The following is a 23,734-nucleotide window of genomic DNA, read 5'->3' on the forward strand; positions in this document are numbered from 1 at the left end:
ACGAGGCTAGGACAGAATGTTACCCGCAACAGCGTTTTGTTTTTTTGCCACTTCCACAATGACAAGGGCTATTACGACCTCCGGTGAATTGGTGGCTAGCAAGTTGTTTTTGCAAGTAGACGTACATGATGTCTGATGCTGGTCGACCGCGATTGATGAGGTCTCGCATGGTCTTCATATCTTTTTCTGTGTGTTTGAAAAAGGTTTGGTAGCCTTCGCAAAAATAGCTATGACCCGGCTGACCAGACTGAGAGACGGCAAAGCGATGTTTAGGGCAGCCACCATGGCAAGCAAATCGATATTCGCATTGTTTGCATTGTAAAGTCAGGGTGTCTTTCTTAGCTTGGCCGAATTGATGGGCGCGATCGGTTTGGTTCATCTCTTTAATGCTATATTGATGAACATTGCCTAGTTTGTGCTCTGGGTAAACAAAATGGTCACAATTGTACATGTCACCGTTCGCTTCAAGAATGAAGGCATGACCACAGGTTTCTGATTGAACGCAAATACCAGACGGTTCATTACACCAAGTTGCCAATGTAGAATCGAAAGTGTTAACGAATATTTTGCCAACGTCTTTTTTCACCCAACGGTCAAAAATTCGATTCAGGAATTCACCGTAAGCTTTTGGTGCAACCGACCATTGGGTTACCTTGGCTTCTTGAGAGTGTTCTGGGCTGATTAAGTACAAACCATTTTCTGATTTTGTCTGAGCTTCACGTTCGACAATAGGAATGAACTGTAAATAAGAGGAACCAATGCCGACCAGAAAGTCATATATTTCTTCTGGATATTTGGCATTTTCGTTATTTATAACTGTCAAAGTATTGAAATCAACGGAGTGTTCCTTCATTAAATCAATAGCGGCCATTACTTTAGCATGGCTTGGATTGCCTGAACGTGATACTCGGTAATGATCATGTACGTGGGCGGGTCCATCGATGGAAATACCAATTAAAAAGTTGTGTTGCTTAAAGAACTGACACCACTCTTCGTTTAATAAAAGGCCGTTGGTTTGGAATGCATTCGTGATGCGGTGATGTTTTTTATACTTATTTTGAAATTCAACGGCTTTGCGGAAAAAGTCCAAACCAAGCAGCGTTGGCTCACCACCTTGCCAGGCAAATTCAATGTGCTCGCCATCTTGTGCGTCGATATATTGTTGGACGTACAACTCAAGAGTGCTTTCCGACATTTTCCATTGGCTTTTGCGTTCTGGATAAAGCTTTTCCTTCTCTAGGTAAAAGCAATAAGTACAATCCAAGTTACAAACGGAACTGCTGGGTTTTGCCATTACGTGACATTGATTAGCGGAAGTCATTGCTTCTCCTCAGTCGATCGATATTTAAATTAGTGGTGTTCTGTTTAGCCATATCCGTGATTACCACTGCTCCACCTTGGAGGAAGTTGCCGTAATGGCGACTTATTGTGAATCTGTTTAAACGTTTATATTGGTAAGGTTTATACAAGAGGCTGAATTGCTATTCAAGGCTTGCCTCCTGACTAACTTCGTTATCTATGAGATTTTTATCCATTAGTGTGACGATAGTCTTAAGCAAACGACATGAATTTTATCGAGAAGCGCAAGTCAGTGCTGAAGCTGACTTGCGCCAAACGAGCTCGGCTTATACTAGTCGCGACCTCTCCATCCATTAGTGTATGGGTAACGATCTTTATTCCAACCCCATCGAGAGGCTTCATTTTCTGAGTCCCAACGCTCAAACTCTTGTTTTAGTCGCTCAACTTGTTCTGGGTACGTTTTTGCAAGATCATTAGATTCGCTGATGTCTTCGCTAATTTTGTACAGTTCATAGCGAGGACGCTTCACATGAACATTTGGTACAACTAGTTTCCAGTCATCATCACGGATTGCGCTACGAGCAGCGGTTAGCCAGTATAAGAATCGAGGCTCAAGTTTATCGACTTCACCTGTTAACCTTGGCATTAGATTTACGCCTTCTAGTTGCCAATCTTTTTTAGGTTCAATACCCGCAATAGCTAGGGTCGTTGGTAAAATGTCTAAAGAGATCACAGGCTCATCGATCACCTGATTAGCAGGAATGTGACCGCGATAGGAGATGGCGAATGGAATTCTGATGCCGCCTTCCCATGTAGTGCCCTTAATCGCTCTTAAGGGGGTATTCATTGAACCATTGTTTTTAGGCTTGCCACCATTATCCGATAGGAAAACAATCATGGTGTTGTCCATCAAATCATGCTGTTCCAATTTATCAACAATCTTACCGACGTTGATATCCATGTTGTGAGTCATGGCGAGGGATTTTTGGCGAAGAGGATCCTTGATATGAGCAAATTTTTTCAGGTCTTCTTCTTTTGCGTGCATGGGACCATGAGAGGCATTAAATGGTACGTATAAGAAGAATGGGTTGTCCTTGTGGCGTTCGATAAAACTAACGGATTCGTCTCCGAAAATATCGGTTAAATAGCCATCAAAGTTTTCGATTACTTCATCATTCCGATGCAGAGAAGAAAAAGCTTTTTCTTCTGAATTTTCAACGTTGTGGCCACTTACAAAGTAATCTGCAGCACCATTGTTAAATCCATAGAATTCAGTGAATCCGCGGTTATGAGGCCAGTATTTTTTATCGTCACCATCGTGTGATTTACCAATGTATCCTGTGACATAGCCAGCGTCTTGGAAGTAGTTACCAAACGTTTTTATTGAAAGGTCGAGCCCTTGCTCTATGCCTTTTTCGCTAATTCGTGGACCAATATTGTCGTGGTAACCAAAGCGCTGTTGGTAGCGCCCCGTTAATAGCCCTGCTCGAGATGGGCCACAGACAGAACCAGTGACATACCCAGCAGAAAAAATCGCGCCATCATGGGCAATTTTATCCATGTGTGGAGTGATAACATCATCTCGAATCTTCTGAAAACCCATGTCCGCATAGCCAATGTCATCGACAAAAATAAGTACAACATTGGGCTGCTGAGGTTCTGAAGATGGTGTGTCGGCCACTGCTGTATTGGCCAGCATACCGCCTGCCATCACAGAGGCAATAGCAATGCCCATTCCTTTTTTTACAAACTTAGAAGTCATGAATTAAAATTCCATTGGCAAGGTAGACGGGCGCATTGGAAGCGGGTTTTGGCCACAATGCGCGCGGTGTATTTCAGTGCTATTTTTTTGATTGATTAAATCGTTTTAAATCTTCTTTGCTGATGACAGCAAAAAGAGATTTTTGGTAGTCGCGCCATACTGGCTTTCTTGCTTCTTTATATTCTGCAGTACGAGCACCATATTTACCAACAAGGTCATAGTTAGCGCTTGCTAGGTTCTTTTTGGCATCTAGAATCGCGTTGGACTCTGCTTCTGATAGATCAAGAAATACTGTCATTTCATGAACTTCACCAGTGATTCGTTTTAAGTCGTTGGGCTTAATTTCAGCATTTGCCAATACGCTAGTAGAAAGAAACATAGAAGTAATAGCAGTGGCAGCAATAAACAGTTTTTTCATAATTGTAGGTCTCCAGATAGTAATTTTATATAAACGTTTCGCATTGGTTGGAGCTAACTTATGTGCACATATTTAAAAAGGCAAATGACTAGTTAGGTTAGTGTGATTTAGGTCTTATTTGGAGGTGGTATTTGAGGTGAGGATCACGAATATATAACTCTTTCTTATATGAGTTTATGGTGGCTCGTCGTTTTATTCAGAAAGAAGGAAGATTGAGTCTGGTGTGAATTTAACGGTTATCTAGCGACAACGGTTGCTATCGATGTGTTGTGGCTATATCGTTTTGTAAAATATTGTTTCCTTTAAGTTTATGATTTTCTTGTTTTTAATGGTTGATATGGGCGTGTTTAAGCTTAACTCTATGATTGTTAAATCATAATTGCATTAGTCTTGTTTTGATGTGAATTTTTCAATTGTACTATAAAAAGTGCATTTTCCAGTTAAGTACAGTGTTATTTATTTAAACAAATTGGATGGAATTATTACCGGAAGATTCAAGAAAAATTAATATAATTCAGTTAGATAACAGGTAGTATTAAGGGTGTTTTGTCATGTTAAAGTATTGTTTTAGAACTAGTATCAAGTGATTTAGCGCACAGTCTATCCATGCTTGCGTTGTATGTCATGTAGAAACGTTTATACTGAGTTAAGATTTAGTGACTGTCTGACAGCGTATAATGGTCAGAACGTATGTCGGTATAATATTGGAATCAAACACATGAAAAAGAAAATCACGGCTCTTATTGTCGGGGCGATGTTATCAGCGAGCCTTCCGACTTATGCATCAAATGACGTCGAACAAACTTCCCCCGTTCGAGTGGAGCAAAAGAGTGATGCTGAAATAATTGAAAGTTTGTACCGAGGTGGCTACGCATATTGGCAACAATTGCGCAATGATAATGGTTCTTATGAAGATAAGCTGCATTTAAATGGTCACCGTGACCATTTGGGCTCGATAGCGAATTCGGGTATGGGTTTGGTCGCTTTGACTATTGGGCACGCGAACGGTTGGGAACCGAAAGCTGAACAGTTAGCATTGCAAACGTTACGCATGCTTGCAGGAGAAGACCCTACAATTACTGTTCCCCAAAATGCAACGAATACATTTATCCACTTCTACAATACGCAAACTGGTGAAGCAGCAGGGGATGATTGGAGCCCTGTAGATAGTGCTATTATGATTCTTGGTGCTCAGTTCGCAAAAAACTATTTTAGCGACAACGCTGAAATTACCCGTTTAGCTGATTTCTTATATGGCAATACAGATTTAACACCGTATATCGCCGATGTGAAAACAGGTCGAATTTATCTAGCTCAGTACACAGACGGTAGCTTCAAAAAATGGCGTACGAAAGCCTTTAATGAATATATGCTTGTAGCATCCGTGGCAAATCAGCAGGCTAAAGATAAGCGAATTAAGACCGCTAATCCGGCTAACGCTCGTAAGTTCTGGGATGTTTGGTATGCATCGACCAAATATTTGCCTGTTGCTAAATATAATAATATCCCTGTGCTTTCGGAAGGTGAAACATGGTTTACCTCTCAGTTTAACTTCCTCTTTAATAATTACTTAATGAGTGACTTCTCGACTAACACGCAGTTCTCTGAAGCGTTGAAGCAATCTGCAAAAGCGGATTACGCTTTTTGGCAAGATGTCGATATTGACGGCGTAGACATCAAAGAATATGAATGGGGAAGTGGTGCTGGTGCTTGTCCTAACGGTTACTGTGTCGACCGTTTTCACTTTGAAGGTGACCGTCAGTTTAACGAGAACTTGGTCATTTCACCTCATATTCTAGCAGGTTATTTACCGTTTAATGAGCGAGCGAAAGACGATCTCATTGCGACGTATCGAGATGATTCGATTAACGCTAAGTTTGAATTAGATGGTGGGTATGAAATTCTATGGCGTTATAGCCATGATCAACCAGAGTGGAAGGCTGAGTGGATAGAAGGTGTTGATTTTTCCACGTTCTTATTTGGTTTGGCAGCAATGCCAGAGCACTTAGGCCTTGATTTCTTCAATAATAACAATCACTACAATAACTAATTAAGTAGCAAAAAATATAAAGCTACGTAGTGAGTGTGAATATCGATTTATGCTCGCTAAGTGTTCATTTTTAATAGGTTATATATATATGAATATCAATCGTTCTATTCTCTCTAAAGGGATTGGGCTATTACTGGCATCAAGTGCAATGGCAAGTGTTGCTGCAGAAGATGCAAGACCAAATATCTTATTTATTTTCTCGGACGACCATGCAAACCAAGCTATTAGTTCTTACAATCCAACGTTAGGCCATACTCCTAATATTGATCGTATCGCTGATGAAGGTGCCATCTTCGAGCGAGCGTTTGTGACAAACTCCATTTGTCAGCCAAGTCGTGCTTCTGTTATGACGGGTAAGCATTCTCACAAAAATGGGGTTATTGATAACACGTCACGTTGGAACCCTAATCAAGTGATTTTTCCAAAGATCATGGAACAAAGTGGCTATGATACGGCACTGATTGGTAAGTGGCATATGCATCCGACGCCAGTTAATGAGTTTGGTTACTCTTTAGTATTGAATGGCTCTGGTGGGCAGGGTACTTATTATAACCCGGAATTTGTTGATCAAAAGGGCAAAACGACAGTAATGGAAGGGTATTCTACCGACCTGATTACTGATATGTCGTTAGATTGGCTTGAAGAGAGCCGAGATGCAGATAAGCCATTTTTGTTGAAGGTGCAATATAAAGCCCCTCATACTCCTAGGCGACCGCCTGCTCGTCATATGAAGACCTTCATTAACCATAATTTCCCAACACCTGACACGTTGTTTGATGATTATGCAACGCGAGGTGACCATGCGAACAATGCTTGGATGCAACTTTATGGTATGACACCTGTTGGAATTAATGCATTCCCACCAGCTCCAAGCTCACCAGAAAAGGCTCGTATTCGAGAAGAGTGGATTAAGAGCATGACAAACGATGAAAAATGGCATTTCGATCAGTTTGTTAATCGACTAAATGAAGAGCAGTTAGCTGCGTTTCATGACGCCTATGATGATGTGAATGTCGATTACTGGCAAAAGATGAAGGATCCTATGTATGCGCGCCGTTGGGGTGATGTGCCAAGAGATCTCAAAGTGGCACGTACCGAATACATGTATCAACGTTTTATGCGGGACTACATGGCTACCGTAATGACTATTGACGAGAACGTTGGCCGTATTCTTGATTACTTAGATGAGTCAGGATTAGCGGAAAATACCATTGTTGTTTATAGCTCTGACCAAAGTTTCTTTATTGGTGAGCATGGATGGGCAGAAAAGCGCTACATGTACGAAGAAGGGTTTAAAATGCCATTCATGATTCGTTGGCCCGCTAAAATCCCAGCAGAGCAGCGTCCACAGGCAATGATTCAGAATATGGATTTTGGACCAACGTTTTTAGATGCGGTTGGTTTAGAAGCTCCGCAAGAGATGCAGGGTAAATCATTTTTGAAAGTTCTGCTTGGTGAAACATCAGATGCTCAATGGCATGAAGAACGACCAGTCGTTTACTATCACTACTACATGGAAGGTGCTCACAACGTACCGCGTCATGATGGTGTTAGAAGTGATCGCTATAAACTGATTGATTTTTACTCTCAGGAACAAGGTAAAGGTATTTTTGAACTCTATGACCTGAAAATGGATCCAAAAGAAGTGAACAATGTTTACGGTGATCCTAAGTATAAAGAAGTTCAAGATAAAATGATGGAAGAGCTTGAAAATGCGCGAGTTCGCTATGAAGTGCCAAAAGATTACTTTAAAGCACCATACCCATTCATGATGAAACAAGAGCGAGAGAGATTAGGTCTATAAACGAGCCCCGTGATGGATCGAGCCAGTAGCTATGCTACTGGCTTTTTTTATGTCTAGTTGTTATTGAAACTGGAGAATGATTTTAGTTTTAACGTTTCCATGATTCCGAAGAATTTGAATTGTGAAGGGATTTTTTTGACAGAAATTTGAAATGCCTAAGTTACAGTTAAATCGTTGCTGCCAGTACGCTGAAACGTTTTGACAAAAAAACGCGAAAGTGGTGATTCCTTGTCGAAAGCTATTTATATGATTTATAGGTTTTTTTTGCTGCTACACTAAAAGTGAATCCGTTGAGTCATACTAATTAAGTTTACGCATAGAAGGCTCTTGTAAATAAGTAAATGTAGCTTCATGAACATCCAAATATTGTTTGCTATGAAGCCACGTAAGGAGGGGATATGAGGTTTTTAAAATCAGCAGTTGTATTGAGTACTATTCTTCTAGCGTCCGGGTGTTCTTCTACCAATGATGTTGCATCAAACGATTGGGGACAAAGAGGCTATGACTTAGCATTTCAAGGTAAAGCAATGGCACAAGACCAGGCCATTCCGACCGAGAAAGTGGCGTCATTTCAGGCAGGTTATAATAAAGGCTTAACAGAGTTCTGTAGTCAAAATGGTTATGAAGTGGCTTGGGCCGGAGTCGACTATGAAAACACCTGTGAGAAACTCGCTCCGTTGTTCATTGCGCAATACAACATGGGCTTGAATGATATGCAGCAGAAAGATTGGGACTATATAAGTCGAGACTGAGTTAACACGAGTAAAGTTGAGGATGATCTTCAGCTTTACTCGTCTTGATTGTTTAATCTACAGATAACGGCAGTTTTTCTACAAAATTTCGCCATTTCAACCTTTAACGTTTCGATATTAAATTAGCAGAGTTAGAACCTGCTCACGTTTTATTGAACTTGCTATTCTCCAGCGTGACAATTTAGGACTGTTGCTATGAAGTGCCAAATAATATAATTAACTTAAATTCAATAACTTACCGTTAACCCCTCTTCTTTTTTAATCATAATAAAAGCCCAATGTACTGTTTTGACACATGTCTAAAGAAAAGTGTGACCAAAGTTCATGATTTCGCACCTTTTGTTGACAGTTATGGTCGTCTCTCATAGTATCTATTGAAACGTTTCTATAACTTTATTCAGAAGAGTACGCTTATGGCTCAGGTCAAGCTCAAAAATATAAACAAGATTTATAAAGGTGGCTTTCACGCTGTTCATGATTTCACACTCGACATTAAAGACGGTGAATTTATGGTTTTGGTTGGTCCGTCTGGATGTGCCAAATCAACGACGTTAAGAATGATTGCTGGATTAGAAAGTATTTCGAGTGGCGAGCTCGTCATTGGCGACAAGTTATGTAATGACGTCCAGCCAAAAGATCGTGGCATTGCGATGGTATTCCAAAACTATGCTTTATACCCACATATGACAGTTCGAGAGAATTTAGCATTTGGTCTGGAGACGCGTAAAAAACCGAAAGATGAAATCGCGAAGCGCGTTAATGAAGCCGCTGACATTTTAGAGATTACAGAACTACTTGATCGTAAGCCGGGACAAATGTCTGGTGGTCAGTGTCAGCGTGTCGCGCTAGGGCGAGCTATGGTGCGAAAGCCAGAAGTCTTCCTTTTTGACGAGCCACTATCAAATTTAGACGCCAAACTTCGAGTCTCAATGCGGATGCGAATCTCGAGACTTCATGAAGACCTGAAAACGTCTGGTAAGCCCGCCACAATGATCTATGTGACTCATGACCAAGTTGAAGCATTGACGATGGGTGACCGCATCTGCGTGCTTAATCGTGGTGCCATCATGCAAGTCGATACACCTATGAATCTATACCACAAGCCTGCGAATAAATTTGTTGCAGAGTTTATCGGCTCACCAACGATGAATATGCTATCAGGTAGGCTAATAGAAGGGACAAATGGTGAGGTGGTTATCCAGGTCAATGACAACGTCTTTACTTTTCCTAAAGAAAAGCAAGGTCACCTTGCTGGCTATGTTGGTAAGGATGTTTATCTAGGTGTGCGTCCAGAGCAATTATCGATGACACCAGGTGACAACAATTTTGATGCATATGTAACAGAGGTTGAGGAGATGGGCTCAGAGTCTTTCCTTTATCTGAACTTTAATGGAGAACAGCTTATTTGTAAGGAAACGAATCCGGAGCTTTCTCTTTGCAAGCAGAGTGTCCATAGCGTGTCACTTAACATGAATAAAGTTCATGTGTTCGATAAAGAGACAGAACAAAACATTTTTCTCTAACCAGAATGCCCCATTTTAATTTTTAGTAAGTAGGTACTTTTACATGATTCACGCAATTTCTGATTCATTTCATTCAATCACTAACGGACATCTAACGTTAGATTTCTCAGAGCATAATGTTCTGCACACTATTAAGCATGGCACAGTGATGCTTAATTTGTACAGCCCAAGCGAATTTGAGAGTGCACTATCCAATATTTATCTTCGTACTCATCATGAAGATACGATTGAATTCACGCCACTCATGCATTTCAACAAAGCGATGCGTACCTATCGCAATGATGATGGCTTAGTGGTTTGGGAAACGAAAACGGACGCCTTTTGTGCTTCAGTTGTTATCTCTTTCGCTGCCGATTCTGAAAAGCTCTACTTCACGACTAAGGTTGACAACGTATCTGCATCAACGTTGACTTATGATCTTGTATTCGGGCAAGACTTGGCGCTAGCTGATGAAGGCGCAGTAAAGAGTAACGAATGCTATGTTAGCCAGTACTTAGATCACCAAATATTCGAAACTAAAGATGAAGGTTATGTGGTGTGTTCTCGCCAAAATCTTCCTCAAAGTACGGGTAACCCTTGTACTCAGATTGGTTCGCTTACAGATAAAGTTGTGGCATTTTCTACTGATGGCTACCAATTCTTTGGTAAAAGCTACCGTTTCGACGCACAACCAGCAGCGTTGTTTGAAGAGCAACTTCCAAACTTTAAATTACAGTTTGAGATGGGCTATGTTGCGCTACAAACAGAGAAAGTTAACCTGCGTAGTTCAGAGACGCAAGAGTCGGTGTTCTATATTGATTTTGGCACTGATCTTCCGCTTTCTAACGTCACTGAGCCAAAAGAGCTGAATCAATTACGACAAGAGTATGTGCTGCCAGGCGAGCACCGAGTGTCAGAGCAAGGACTTATCGACTTTTATTTGGATACAGCGAATAGTGTCGTCGGAGAGGATTTTTCTTTAGCTGAAGTCGAAACGTTTTTTTCAAGGAAACAGCGTTTTCCAGAAGAGAATAACGGCCAGTTGCTGTCATTCTTTTACGGCGATAAGCAAGGCGATAGCCGTTACGTGACCTTAGCAGGAAAAGAGTATCTTCTTGAGCGCTCTACAGGTCACATGATTTCAACGGGGAACAATCAAAACTTTGAAAATGCAGTGATGAGCTCTACTCATGGCATGTACGGCGTGTTTAACTCGCATATTGTTCTCGGTAATACCTCTTTTAATAAGCTGTTAGGGGTAGAGCGCACATCCTTGAATATGTTCAAGTTCAGCGGGCAACGTATTTGGATTAAAGAAGGTTGTGAACACCGTCTCTTAACTATGCCATCGGCATTTGAAGTTGGCTTAAACTTCTCTCGTTGGATATATAAATATCAGAGCGGCTACATTATTGTCACAAGTTTTAGCTCACAAGAGCAAACGGCGGTTCAGCTTGATGTTGAAACGCAAGGCTTGTCAGAGGCGCTAGAAATTACGATTACCAACCAGCTATTGATGGGCAATAACGAGAACGAAAATGATGTTACCGTTACGCGTGAAGGTAACTGTTTCCGTGTCGATGGCAAAAATGAACTTGTAGGTTCAACTTACCCTGAGATGGCATACGTCATGTCAGCAAATGACTTTTTAACGGACGTATCTACGGTCGTTTGCAAAGACTCAACTCGATACTTGTTACTAACAGGTACCGTTACTGCAAAAGCCAGTGTCACAATTTCTGGTACGTTAGATGGTAAAGATGATTTAGCTATCGGAATGCTAGATTTTGATTCTGAGATTAATGCCTATCAAGAGGCGCAAAACCAGCTTCTGAATCAGTTCAATGTAGAGTTTGAAAATGACGCATACAATGCTCAAAAGTTGAACGATACAATGCAGTGGTTTACTCACAATGCCTTAGTTCACTACAGTACACCACATGGGTTAGAGCAGTACTCTGGTGCTGCATGGGGAACTCGTGATGTATCACAAGGGCCGTTTGAACTGTTCATGTCTATGCAGCGATACGATCGAGTTGTCGATTTACTAGAGACTATTTATAGCCATCAGCACATTGAAACAGGCACATGGCCACAGTGGTTCATGTTCGACAAATATTCAAAAATTCAGCAAGAAGATTGTCATGGTGACATTGTGGTTTGGCCGCTTAAGGCGATCGCAGACTACATCACCACAACAGGGGATATTGATGTACTAAATCGTGAGGTGCCTTATACGAGTATCGAAGATGGTTTCGAGTTCACTGATCAGAAGTACACGATCTTTGCTCACTTAGAACGTCAGGTTAAACACATCTTCGATAACTTGGTCCCTGGTACACATTTATCATGCTACGGCGATGGTGATTGGGATGATACGTTGCAGCCAGCTAATCAGTCTTTAAGAGAGAATATGGTTAGTGGTTGGACAATTCCTCTTACGCTGCAGTCGCTAAAAACACTGACGAAAGCTCTTTCTTCAAGTAAGCAATATACAGAGTTTGTTACTTTGATCACCGAGTTGACGGTTAACATGGAAGCGGATTTCAATAAGCTCCTTGTCAAAGATGATGTGATCGCAGGCTTTATCCATCTGCCTAACAAAGACGTAGATAAAGTCGAGTACTTGCTGCACCCATCAGATCAGCAAACAGGTATCAAATACCGCCTTCTTCCTGCATCAAGATCGATTATCTCTGAAACGTTCAGTAAAGAGATGGCAGAAAGCCACATGCAAATCATCGAAGAGAACCTAGTTCATCCTGATGGCGTACGTTTAATGGAGAAAATGGCGGAATACAACGGTGGTAAGCAAAGCTACTTTAAACGCGCAGAGCTTGCTGCAAACCTTGGCCGTGAAGTCGGCCTGCAGTATTGCCATGCCCACATTCGTTTTATAGAAGCGTTATGTAAAATGGGTAAAGCCGACAAAGTTGTTGAGAACTTATACAAAATTGTTCCGGTTGGAATTCAACAAGCAGTACCAAATGCTGAAATTCGTCAATCGAATGCGTATTTCTCTAGTTCAGATGGCAAGTTTAACGACCGTTATGAGGCATACCGTGATTTCGACAAGCTGAAGTCAGGTGACGTTGCTGTTAAAGGTGGCTGGCGTATCTACTCTAGTGGTCCTGGTATTTATATCAACCAAGTAATGAGTAACGTGCTTGGTGTCCGCTATGAAAAGGATTCTCTAGTTTTGGATCCAGTTATCGCTAAAAGCATGGGTAAGGTAAGTTTAGACTTCACGCTTTATGGAAAATCGTGCAAGCTTAATATCCTACCTGAGCAAGGTGAATTCACACCTAAACGTATTGAACTTAACGGTAACGATGTAGCGGTTTCGTTAACAGCTAATGCATACCGAACGGGTGGCGCTAAGATAGATAAGTCTATTATAAACAGCATGTTAATTGATGAGTGTAATCAACTAACCGTTTGGCTGTAACGCTATGTCCCCCCCCACTTTAGTGGGGGGAGAACATGCCATGATTTGAATGTAGCTCTATCAAAGATTTTGCCTATTTCTGATTAGTAGAAACGTTTTATCTAATGCAGTATACTTCAATAAAGCGGTTAGAAAACGCAAGTGATTCAGCTAGATAAGGATACTATTAAAGTGAAGGGTCAATACTGAAATGAGACATACAATCAAAGATGTTGCCAGAGAAGCGAATGTGTCAATTTCGACCGTCTCTTATGCGATGAACAACAGTGACCGTATTAGTGAGAAAACGCGGAAACATGTTCTTGAAGTTGCAAAAAGACTCAACTACTCGGCAAACAGCAATGCAAAACGTTTAAGACAAAAAAACGTTGGCGCGATAGGGGTTTTCTTTAACTCTTGGTTTGGTCCAATTTATAGTGAACTTGTGCAAGGAATTGAGCAAAAAGTGCATGAGATGGGGTATGACTTAATCGCCTGTAGCCTTTATGGTGGTGCAGAGTCAACAGCCCATCGTTATCTGAAAGATCAGATGATCGATGGCGCTATTATCTTGAGTAATGCGTTTGATGATGAATTCTTAGAATCTGTGGCAGCAAACAATCTTCCTGTTGTTGTGCTTGATAGAGAAATTACTGCACCTAATATCTACAATATCTTGATTGACAACTTTGGTGGTGCATTTAGTGCGACTAAGCAATTGATCGATAGTGGAAGTGAAGAAGTTTACTATATGAGTGGTCCTACCGACTCGTACGACAACCAGAAACGGTTAGATGGCTATATAGCAGCACTCGGGTTTTATAATCTTAAGTTCAATAATGAACTGATCATTCGTTCAGATTTTACTGAAAAAGACGCCTATGAGAAAGCACTAGAACTTTTCTCTAAGAAATCGATACCAGGTTCAATCTTTGCGGGTAATGATGAAATGGCCCTCGGTGTTATTAAAGCCGCTAATGAGAAAGAGATTAAAATTCCTGAACAATTAAAGCTGGTTGGCTTTGATGACATTCGAGAATCTGAAAGGTGTTTACCTGCATTGAGTACGGTCACACATGATAAATTTGATATGGGAGTCAAATCTGTCGAAGTGCTATTTAATGCAATGAATAATGAAGAGTATATTGAGCCAGTAACAATATTACCAACTAAGTATGTTGCTCGAGACTCTATTTAGTATTTAAACACAAACATTTTTTAGTTCTTTATCGTTGCCATGAGAAATCGTGGCAATAATATGCCGCAATTGTTCAGATGTGATTTACATAGCCTTACGAGGATAACACATGATAAACCGTTGGCTTACGATTATGCTACTGACTGTAACTTCTTCAGCAGTGGCAAAGGAACGAATTGAGTTTATGGTGTCGTCAGGGGAGCAAATGACGTTTGTAAACGAGTTTATAAAACCCGAATATGAGCGCCGTTATCCTGATGTAACTTTAATATTAACCAATGATTCAAATTTAGAAACACGCATGGCAGCTGGTGATTATCCAAATGTTTATGCCGGTGTTTTTGGTTATATGGTTCCGAGGTATGCAAAACTCGGACGTTTAATGTATTTAAATGAGTTTGATGGCTTCAATCAATTAGAGGAAAGAATTGAACCTCAATTTATGGCCAAGCATTTTAATCGTAATTACTATATTCCTTGGCACGCTACGACTCAAATGATGATTTACAATAAGGATTTGTTTCGAGAAGCTGGGTTAGACCCTGAATCACCACCAAAAACATGGGATGCGTTTTTATCTGCGGCTGAAAAAATCAATAATCTTCCGGCACGTGACAATGGCGCAAATGTTCACGGAGCCGCATTGTGGAATGATGCTTTATCTTGGGGAGGCTGGTATTGGAATATGCTATCGCCGCTCTACTATAACTTTAATGAAGGTAAGTATCAGTTATTAAATCGTTATGGTACGCATCCTGTATTTGATAAAGATGAAGCATCAATGGTTAAATTTTTAGAAACCATGAAAAAAATACAGCAATTCGCACCGTTAACGATGGAGCAGAACTTTTTCTCTCGAACGATAGGGATGTGGCCACAATACGGTATTGCGTGGAAAGCAAACTTACAAGATGCGGCGGGATATCCGATGCAGATTGGTAAGGATGTTGGAATTGCGCCTATTCCCACACTAGTTGAAGGGGGGACACATTACTCTAATCTGGATGGCCGTGCGCTGATGGTATTCAAAAATACACGCAAGGTTGAAGAGCGTAGTTGGCAGCTTATTGAGCTTCTAATGGAAGAGGATAATCATTTGCAAGCGAACATGGAGTTGCAGAACCTTCCGACATTAGGTTCATTACAGTCTCATCCTTATTTCCAGCAAGAAGATATCAAGCCGTTTGTCGAACAGCTGAATAATGTTGTAATGAACGAATCATCCGCAGCCGTGTCTGAAGTGTCTAGTATTCTACTTAAGTACTATTCTCAATCTGTTGTTATGGAAAAAATGACGCCAGAAGCGGCAGTAGAAGCTGCGGCAGAAGACGTTAAAAAAATACTAAAAAGATAGTGTGTAATAAAACATCTCTGACAATTATTATATTGGAATAGTTATGAATATTAAGCGTTACTGGGTGTCTTACCTATTTATGTTGCCTTGGGTTGCGTACTTTCTGGTTTTCATGTTGTATCCATTTTTTCTATCGTTAGAAAATAGTTTTTTGGATATTAATATATTAAACCCTGAAAATACCGAGTTTGTTGGTATCGGGAACTGGGTTAATGCCATCACGGACTATAAGTTTTGGAAGTCGATATTTAACGTCTTCTTTAATCAGGCGATATTTATTTCATTAAGCTTTGTGATTGCACTTGGTGCAGCGTTGATGCTAAACGAAGTAACCGTGTTATCAGGGTTATTTCGAACTGTGCTGTTTATACCGGTAGTTACATCAGTTACTGTGGCCATGCTGATTTTTGATTTTATTGCAGGACCAAATGGACCTATCCAGTCGACGATGCTAGAGATTCAATTGCTCGATTCTCCTGTGTTCTGGAAGTTTGAAAAATGGTTACCGATGCCGGTCATTGCAGTGTTTAGTGCATGGAAGTGGTTTGGTGTACAAATGATCATATTCCTCGGTGGTATTGCAAGTATTAACAAGTCGTTGTTAGAAGCTGCTGACATTGATGGTGCAACATGGTCGAGAAAGATCACCAAGATTATTCTACCGCTAATTAAGCCACAGATTATTTTTGTTCTTACAATTAATGTTATCAACGGTTTGCAGATGTTTACCGAAGTCTTTATGAACTTTGACTTGCAAGGTGGGCCTCATAATTCAGCGTTAACACCTGTACTTCACTTGTACCAAATTGGTTTTGAACAAATGAAAATGGGTGAAGCATCGACAGTTGGTTTATTGCTTGCAATCGTGATCTTCATATTGACGATGATTCAGTTAAAAATAACAAACGGGAGTAATAAAGAATGAAAGAACTGAATAAAGGCAAGGTGATGATATATGTATCACTCACAATTGCTAGTATTGTAGTGCTCTATCCATTTTTCTTTATGATTATCAACTCGTTTAAGCCAGGTTCGGAGATTATGCACTCTCCGAACTCATTACCATCAACATGGTCACTAAATGGTTATATTGAGATTTTTAACAGTGTTAATCTAGGGCGTATATTTTTTAATACAATATTCGTTTCTGTATCAGTTACAGTGTTGAACTGCTTGCTATCGGCAATGGTTGCGTTTGCTATTGCCAAAACCAATATGCCAGGTCGTCAGGTGTGGCTGCGATTGATCTTGTCTTCTATGATGGTTCCGGCGATTTTGTTTACGATCCCTGTTTATATGATGATGTATGAGTGGGATTGGATTAATACTTATCGTGTGCTTATCATTCCGGGAGCCATTAGTGCTTACAATATATTTCTTCTGTATCAGTTCATGACTCAGGTTGATGAGGCGTATTTGGAAGCGGCAAGAATCGATGGTGCAAGTGAGATGCGTATATTCTTCAAAGTCGTATTACCAATGATGCGCCCAGCGATGGCAACGGTCGGTATCCTAACCTTTATGGGGGCGTGGAACGACTTCATGGGACCACTACTATATATTCGTGATGACTCTATGCTGACTCTGCAAATGGCGCTGTTTAAGTTCCAGCAAGATATACCAGCAGGCAACCTTGAGCAGGTTTGGGCAATGACGACCATGATTGCTGTGCCTGTTGTTTTTGTTTTCTTCTTTATGCAGAAAAACTTTATCAAGGCATTTACGGGTGTAGGAGTTAAATAATGGTGCAGTTAAAACGAATGAGCATGCTCCTTGGCTTTATACTGATTGCTTATTTCTTCGCATGGGGCAAAGTTTACTTTTTATCAAAAAGTTATTTTGAGTTTGCTCAACAACAGGAAGAACAAGGTAATTATGTCATTGCGCTAAAGGGATCGAATAAACTGGAAATCCGTAATGACGAGCATTATTTGGGTGGCTATCAGCAGGTGATAGAGGCTTGGGATAATGTCACATTAGGCATTACGCCAGCCTTTTATGATGATGCCTTGTTAGCTCCTGAGCGATTGATGCCAAAGCTGTCTGACGATGAACTCTATCAATTCATCGATTTATATGTTCAGCTTGATAGTAAATACGTTCCTGAGGTTGCAGAAATACTGCTAGAACGCGCAATAGCATCAAATGATGAAGAGCTAGAAGCTGAAATGAAAGAATTTCTGGTTCAAGCATTCCCCGATTACGTCCATTCTCAGCTCTAAATGATAGGCACGGTCATACTCGTGACTGTGCCTCTCTTTTCCAATCTTAAACGACTCTTGGAGTATATATGGCACAGCCGTATCAAGACACAACTCTATCTATTCATCAGCGAGTAGAGGATTTACTCTCGCGAATGACAACAGAAGAAAAAATCGGTCAACTATGCCAGACCCCAATGCTAGATTATGATGATAATCGTGAACAGTACTTAGATGGGGTGAAAAAAGGATCTTGGGGTTCAAGAATCTTGGCGGATACTGCCTGGGCGGGCAACGCTCCGGGAGAAAGTGTTGATCCCAAGCAATTAAATGAATTTCAGAAAGTTGCAGTCGAACAAAGTCGATTAGGCATCCCTTTGATTATTGCTCGAGACGTCATCTATGGCCAGCAAACCGTTTTACCTATTCCTTTAGCGCAGGCATCCTCTTTTAATCCTGACATGATTGAATCAGCTTATCGTTGTATCGCAAAAGAAGCGTCTTCACTTGGTATTCACTGGACGTTTGCACCAATGTTAGACATTGTTCGCGACCCAAGGTGGGGGCGGGTAATTGAAAGTGCAGGAGAAGACCCTTTTTTGACGAGCGCAATGGCGAAAGCTGTCGTTAAGGGTTTCCAAGGCGATGATATGGCCGATGAGAACTCAATGGTAGCTTGCGCTAAACACTTTATTGGCTACGGTGCCGCTGAGGGGGGGCGTGATTACGATACTACAGAGATTACCGATAATACGCTTCATAACGTGTATTTGCCCCCTTTCAAGGCGGCAGTAGAAGCTGGCGTAGCTACTGTGATGTCGGGGTTTAATGATCTAGGCGGTACCCCAGTATCTGCAAGTAACCAGTTAATTAATGGTTGGTTAAAGCAGCAGCAGAGCTTTGATGGCTTTGTGGTCAGTGATTGGGGTTCAATCTCAGATTTAGAGTATTTTGGTGTGGCCAAAGATGCCAAAGCGTCGGCTAAAAAGGCGCTAGAAGCCGGTGTTGACATGGCAATGACCAATGAGGCTTATCAAGATTTTTTACCCGATTTAGTTTCTTCCAGTCAGATTAACATGGACACCATTGATGAAGCGACTCGTCGAGTGTTAACGATTAAGTTTAAGGCTGGGCTATTTGAGAAACCGTATGTTGATGAAAATCGTCACAAAACCATACTGCGTCACCCTGAGCATGTCGCTAAAGCTCAGCAACTCGCTGAGCAAAGTATGGTGTTATTAAAAAACTCTGGGATCTTACCACTCGCCAGTCCTTCCTCTTTACAAAGTAAGCTGACGATTGCGGTTATCGGCCCGCACGCTCATAGCCAACGACAGCACTTAGGCTCTTGGTGTTTGGACGGGCGGTCGCAAGATGTGACTTCAATTTATGAGGGTATCCAAGCGTATATTGAGCAAAATAATCTAAATGTCGATCTCATCACTGAAGACGCTTCTTTTACTGATGAGATGGTTGAATGTGCTCATCGGGCTGATCTCACTATTCTATGCACTGGGGAGAGCCATCGTCGAACCGGAGAAGCGAGAAATATCGCCGAGCTTACGTTGCCAGCGGGGCAGGAGCAGCTTATTCAAGCTATTGGTGAAACCGATACACCATTAGTTGTTGTTCAGTGTACAGGGCGCCCTGTACCGTCAATGGCAACGGAACAATTTGCTGACGCGTTACTGTACGCTTGGCAAAGTGGCACGGAAACAGGGCATGCGGTTGCTCGCTTATTGTTTGGCGCCGTGTCGCCTAGTGGGTGTTTACCCATGTCAGTGCCTCGCTCGACTGGACAAATCCCTATTTATTACGCGCGTAAAAAACTGGGCAAAATGCGAGCATTCCAAGAGTATCAACCATATAAAGATCAAAAGGATACACCATTATATCCGTTTGGCTTTGGTTTAACCTATGGTGAATTTGAATACAGTAATTTAGAACTCAGTCATAGTGAACTGTCTTTGGAGGATACGTTAAAGGTTAAAGTCAACGTGCGCAATATTGGAGAGCATGTGGCGACAGAGGTTGTGCAGTGTTACACGCGGCAGATCCATGCTACGACGAGTCGACCAGAAAAGGAATTGAAGGCATTTTCTCGCGTAGATTTGCGCCCTGGTGAAGCGAAAACCGTGTGTTTAGAGATCCCGTCTTGCTCACTAGAATATTACGGAGAAGAACAACGCCTAGAAGTCACTGAATCACGTATCGAGCTCTATGTCGGTTCTGACAGTAACGCGTCGTTAAAAGCTTCGTTCTTACTGCAAGCATCTGGCTTAAGTAACGGTTAAAACGTTTCGTAATTTTTAAATGAATTTGAACCTGCTGTTGCTTGCAACGAGCAGGTTTTTTTTGAGGTTAATCTATGGAAAATCAAGGTCTACCAAGACAGAAACAGCCAAACATTATCTACATTATGTCCGATGACCATGCCATGCGAGCGGTGAGTGCTTACCAAAGTGATATTGCTCACCTTGCCCCTACGCCAAATATCGACCGTATTGCTCGCAATGGTGCGCGCTTTGACCAATCTTTTGTGACTAACTCACTTTGTGGACCTTCACGAGCTGCAATGTTGACGGGAAAATTTGGTCACAAAAATGGTTTTAACCACAATGGTCAGCTATTTGATGGGCACCAGCCAACTTGGCCAAGAATACTCAAGCAACATGGCTATACCACAGCATGTATTGGTAAATGGCACATCAATTTAACGCCAGATGGACTCGATTTTGACCACTGGGAACTGTTAAACGATCAGGGTGAGTATTATAACCCAGACTTCATCACAAAAGATGGCGTCAAGCGAGAACATGGCTATACTACAGAGCTGATCACCGAAAAGTCACTCGAGTGGCTATCAAAACAAAACGATAACGATCAGCCATTTGCGCTTCTTCTCCATCATAAAGCTCCGCACCGTAACTGGATGCCTGCCCCTCAGCATACTAAAGCATTCGAAAATACAGAATTTCCGGTGCCCGATAACTATTTTGATACCTATGAAGGCCGTTCTGCTGCAGCCATGCAAACCATGAATATCTATCGTGATGCTCAAGAAGGTCATGATTTGAAAATGACACGTGGCGTAGGGGAGACGGCGTGGAGAGAAGACATATGGCCGTTTTTACTCGAACGCCTCACGCCACAGCAACGAAAGCAATGGGATGAAGCTTATCAAGCGCGCAATGATTGGTTTAACACCAACGAAGCGAAGATGACGGAGGAAGAGATCGCAATATGGAAATATCAACGTTATGTCCAAGACTATCTTGCTACTATTATTTCTGTCGACGAGTCGGTAGGGGCTGTTCTCGACTTCTTGGAGCGTCATGGTTTAGCTGACGATACGATTGTGGTTTATACGTCTGATCAAGGTTTTTATATGGGCGAACATGGTTGGTTTGATAAACGTTTTATGTATGAAGAGTCGTTTCGAGCGCCATTATTAATTCAGTATCCGGATAAAATCAAACCGGGAACAGTAATCGACAAAATGGTTCAAAATATCGATTATGCGCCGACATTTTTGGAGTTCGCTGGGGTCGCTATTCCAGAGGATATTCAAGGTCAATCAATGGTCTCTTTGTTAACAGGAGAGCCAGCCGATGATTGGCGCACTGCACTGTATTATCACTTCTACGAGTACCCAGCAATGCACGACGTAACACGTCATTACGGCACACGCGATAGCCGATACAAATTGATGCATTTTTATTACCAGATGGATGAATGGGAGTTTTATGATTTGGAGGCGGATCCACATGAAATGAATAATGCGATTGATGCACCTCAATATCAGGCTGTCATACAAGGACTTAAACAAACGATCACAGAGCTTGAGAAGCAATATGACGTACCACCGCGTTCGCAGTGGGAAAATGCACCGTTAGAAGCTGTCGCAGCGCCAACGCTACAAGAGTTATATCCAGAGAGCTACCAAGTGGCCGCGCAAACGCATGTCAATGAACGTGGGTGTTGCGAAGAGTAAAAGCTACCATAATACGACAATATAACCGGCACTCTTGGGAGTGCCGGGTTGTGACTGGAGGTAGCGCGATGTTTTATTGTGTGCGATTAAACGCTTGAACATCGACACGGTGACCGGATTTAAACTCACGATTTCTATTCACTGGCTTGTGGCTCAGTTTGTTTACGGGTAGCTCGGCTTCCCATGCATCAAATTTATTTTGCAGTTGCTGAGCGACTTCTGGCTCCTTGGAAGCTAAGTCATTATATTCATATGGGTCATCGATCATGTTGAATAAGCAAATGGTTCTTGGCCCGTTGTCATCATTGACCGCAAGTTTCCAATCACCATCTCTGATGGCGTAGTCATTATCACGACGCCAATACAGCGTGTCATGAGGAGCGGAGTCTTTTTCACCTAATAGGTAAGGGAAAAGATCCACGCCATCAAATGGGGTCGCGTTGGTCTCTGTAACGTCAAAACGCGCGCCAATTGTTGGCATGACATCCAGTGCACTGACCATAGATTCAAAACGTTCGCCAGCAGGAATTTGCGCAGGGTAGTGTATAATAAACGGTACGCGGATGCCGCCCTCATAGGTATCGCCTTTAAAGCCATTAAATGGTCCCGGGCTCGACATGGTTGTCTCTCCGCGTATCTTTTTCCTCGGTTGTTCAAATCCTTGCCCGGATGGCGTGCCGTTATCACTCATAAAGAACACCAGCGTATTATCGTATAGCCCTTTTTCTTTGAGAGTATCCATAATGGCGCTAACGCCATCATCAAGTACTAAAGTCTGTGCGGCAAAAAAGCGGCGCTCTTCATGATGGACTTTTAGATGATCCAAACGCTCGATATAGCCATCAGGGACTTGCCATGGGTGGTGTACAGCAAAGTGTGCAACGTGTAAAAAGAAAGGTTTATCAGCATTTCTCTCGATGAATCCTACCGCTTCATCAGTAAACAGTTCGGTTAGGTAGCCGTTACCTTCTTGAATTGGCGGTTCGGTTGTGGTGTTACGATATAGGGGAGAGAGCCATGGCTTTCCTCCTTCTTTGGCATCAGATTTCATGTAGTTGTGAGAGCCACCATGAAACCCATAAAAGAAGTCCGCACCGCGCTAATTTGGTCTGCCTGTGGGCTCTCCCATATGCCATTTGCCCACTACACCAGTTGTGTAGCCGATGTCTTTCATCATTTCCATCACTAATGGTTGGCTGCGAGGGATATGATTATTTTCAAAATTACCATAGACGCCAAAGCGTTGCTGATTGACGCCAGTCATTAACCCAGAACGAGAAGGACCGCAAACTGATGCGGTAACATAGGCTTGTGGAAAATGTACACCGCCTGCAGCCAGCTTATCGATATTAGGTGTGTGAATATCATCGAAACCGTGGTAACCCACATCTCCCCAACCTTGATCGTCGGTAAATATAACGATGACGTTAGGTTGGCTATTTAGATTATTTCTAATGGGCTCTTCTGATGCTTGAGCGCCGATCGTAGCAAGAGCCGCGACGAGCGGAGCGATTTTAAATAGATTCATACGATCTCTTCCTATGAGTATTTTAATGGATAGAGGGACTATTGAGAGCGGAATACAAACGTTTCAATTGTTGGGGGAAGTCAGTTTTTGAATGCATATAACGTTGGATGGTGCTATCTATAAAAGCTGCTGCGAACAGGCTTTGGAGGCATGAACGCAGCATTAATGGCTATACTCAGCTATTTGTTATGATTGATGCCACGCCAGTTGTTATCGGTTACATAGTTAGCAGAAAAAATTGCACCGTCGGCGGCGATTTTATCCATATTCGGAGTAAAGACATCTTGACTGATGTTTTGAAATCCCATGTCGGCGTAACCGATGTCATCGAAATAGATAAGAAGGACATTAGGTTGAACTTTAGTGTCACTCGTTTCGATGGCGGTAGCGCTACCACTAAGTGCTGCGAGCACAGCTATACCTAACACGCATTTTACGAGTTTTG

Annotated in this window: 16 protein-coding genes and 1 pseudogene; 12 read left to right on the forward strand and 5 right to left on the reverse strand. The window is 41.9% G+C overall.

Annotated elements, in window-relative coordinates:
- Window positions 1-19: 19 nt before the first annotated feature.
- The 3 genes from OCV19_RS06225 to OCV19_RS06235 form a co-directional block, all read right to left on the reverse strand.
- Complete coding sequence (locus tag OCV19_RS06225; RefSeq protein ID WP_065675129.1) at window positions 20-1,321, reverse strand: anaerobic sulfatase maturase; 1,302 nt, start codon at window positions 1,319-1,321, stop codon at window positions 20-22.
- A 309-nt stretch (window positions 1,322-1,630) separates the two neighbouring features.
- Window positions 1,631-3,061 carry a sulfatase-like hydrolase/transferase gene (locus OCV19_RS06230; protein WP_065675130.1) on the reverse strand — a complete coding sequence of 477 codons (1,431 nt, stop codon included), beginning with the start codon at window positions 3,059-3,061 and terminating at the stop codon, window positions 1,631-1,633.
- A gap of 79 nt (window positions 3,062-3,140) precedes the next feature.
- Complete coding sequence (locus tag OCV19_RS06235) at window positions 3,141-3,479, reverse strand: hypothetical protein (protein ID WP_065675131.1); 339 nt, start codon at window positions 3,477-3,479, stop codon at window positions 3,141-3,143.
- 718 nt (window positions 3,480-4,197) lie between these two features.
- On the opposite strand from OCV19_RS06235, the gene OCV19_RS06240 reads away from it, so the two are divergent.
- From OCV19_RS06240 to OCV19_RS06295, 12 genes are all read left to right on the forward strand, one after another.
- Window positions 4,198-5,529: a hypothetical protein gene (locus OCV19_RS06240; RefSeq protein WP_065675132.1), complete on the forward strand. Its 1,332-nt coding sequence runs from the start codon at window positions 4,198-4,200 to the stop codon at window positions 5,527-5,529.
- 88 nt (window positions 5,530-5,617) lie between these two features.
- Window positions 5,618-7,333, forward strand: a complete 1,716-nt coding sequence (locus tag OCV19_RS06245; protein WP_065675133.1) for a sulfatase family protein — start codon at window positions 5,618-5,620, stop codon at window positions 7,331-7,333.
- A 398-nt stretch (window positions 7,334-7,731) separates the two neighbouring features.
- A complete protein-coding gene (locus OCV19_RS06250) occupies window positions 7,732-8,085 on the forward strand; it encodes a DUF2799 domain-containing protein (protein ID WP_065675134.1) in 354 nt (117 codons plus the stop codon).
- Between the two features lie 413 nt (window positions 8,086-8,498).
- Window positions 8,499-9,608 carry an ABC transporter ATP-binding protein gene (locus tag OCV19_RS06255; protein WP_065675135.1) on the forward strand — a complete coding sequence of 370 codons (1,110 nt, stop codon included), beginning with the start codon at window positions 8,499-8,501 and terminating at the stop codon, window positions 9,606-9,608.
- Between the two features lie 43 nt (window positions 9,609-9,651).
- Window positions 9,652-13,035 (forward strand): GH36-type glycosyl hydrolase domain-containing protein, encoded by a 3,384-nt coding sequence (locus OCV19_RS06260; protein ID WP_065675136.1) that lies wholly within the window; start codon window positions 9,652-9,654, stop codon window positions 13,033-13,035.
- 190 nt (window positions 13,036-13,225) lie between these two features.
- Window positions 13,226-14,212, forward strand: a complete 987-nt coding sequence (locus tag OCV19_RS06265; RefSeq protein WP_065675137.1) for a LacI family DNA-binding transcriptional regulator — start codon at window positions 13,226-13,228, stop codon at window positions 14,210-14,212.
- 109 nt (window positions 14,213-14,321) lie between these two features.
- On the forward strand, window positions 14,322-15,566 hold the full coding sequence (locus OCV19_RS06270) for an extracellular solute-binding protein (protein WP_065675138.1): 1,245 nt from the start codon (window positions 14,322-14,324) through the stop codon (window positions 15,564-15,566).
- Between the two features lie 43 nt (window positions 15,567-15,609).
- The gene (locus tag OCV19_RS06275) at window positions 15,610-16,491 is read left to right on the forward strand and encodes a carbohydrate ABC transporter permease (RefSeq protein ID WP_065675139.1); all 882 of its coding nucleotides are present in this window, start codon (window positions 15,610-15,612) and stop codon (window positions 16,489-16,491) included.
- Complete coding sequence (locus tag OCV19_RS06280; RefSeq protein WP_065675140.1) at window positions 16,488-17,309, forward strand: carbohydrate ABC transporter permease; 822 nt, start codon at window positions 16,488-16,490, stop codon at window positions 17,307-17,309. Before OCV19_RS06275 ends, OCV19_RS06280 begins: the two co-directional genes overlap by 4 nt.
- Window positions 17,309-17,788: a hypothetical protein gene (locus tag OCV19_RS06285; protein WP_065675141.1), complete on the forward strand. Its 480-nt coding sequence runs from the start codon at window positions 17,309-17,311 to the stop codon at window positions 17,786-17,788. Before OCV19_RS06280 ends, OCV19_RS06285 begins: the two co-directional genes overlap by 1 nt.
- A 68-nt stretch (window positions 17,789-17,856) precedes the next feature.
- Complete coding sequence (locus tag OCV19_RS06290; RefSeq protein ID WP_065675142.1) at window positions 17,857-20,061, forward strand: glycoside hydrolase family 3 N-terminal domain-containing protein; 2,205 nt, start codon at window positions 17,857-17,859, stop codon at window positions 20,059-20,061.
- A 74-nt stretch (window positions 20,062-20,135) separates the two neighbouring features.
- A complete protein-coding gene (locus tag OCV19_RS06295) occupies window positions 20,136-21,761 on the forward strand; it encodes a sulfatase family protein (protein ID WP_083994239.1) in 1,626 nt (541 codons plus the stop codon).
- Window positions 21,762-21,834: 73 nt separating this feature from the next.
- On the opposite strand, the pseudogene OCV19_RS06300 reads toward OCV19_RS06295, so the two are convergent.
- Both OCV19_RS06300 and OCV19_RS06305 read right to left on the reverse strand, forming a co-directional pair.
- Window positions 21,835-23,289 (reverse strand): annotated as a pseudogene (locus OCV19_RS06300) (sulfatase family protein).
- Window positions 23,290-23,468: 179 nt separating this feature from the next.
- Complete coding sequence (locus tag OCV19_RS06305) at window positions 23,469-23,702, reverse strand: sulfatase-like hydrolase/transferase (protein ID WP_139093552.1); 234 nt, start codon at window positions 23,700-23,702, stop codon at window positions 23,469-23,471.
- Between the last annotated feature and the right edge of the window lie 32 nt (window positions 23,703-23,734).

The organism is Vibrio celticus (assembly GCF_024347335.1).
Lineage (GTDB): Bacteria > Pseudomonadota > Gammaproteobacteria > Enterobacterales > Vibrionaceae > Vibrio > Vibrio celticus.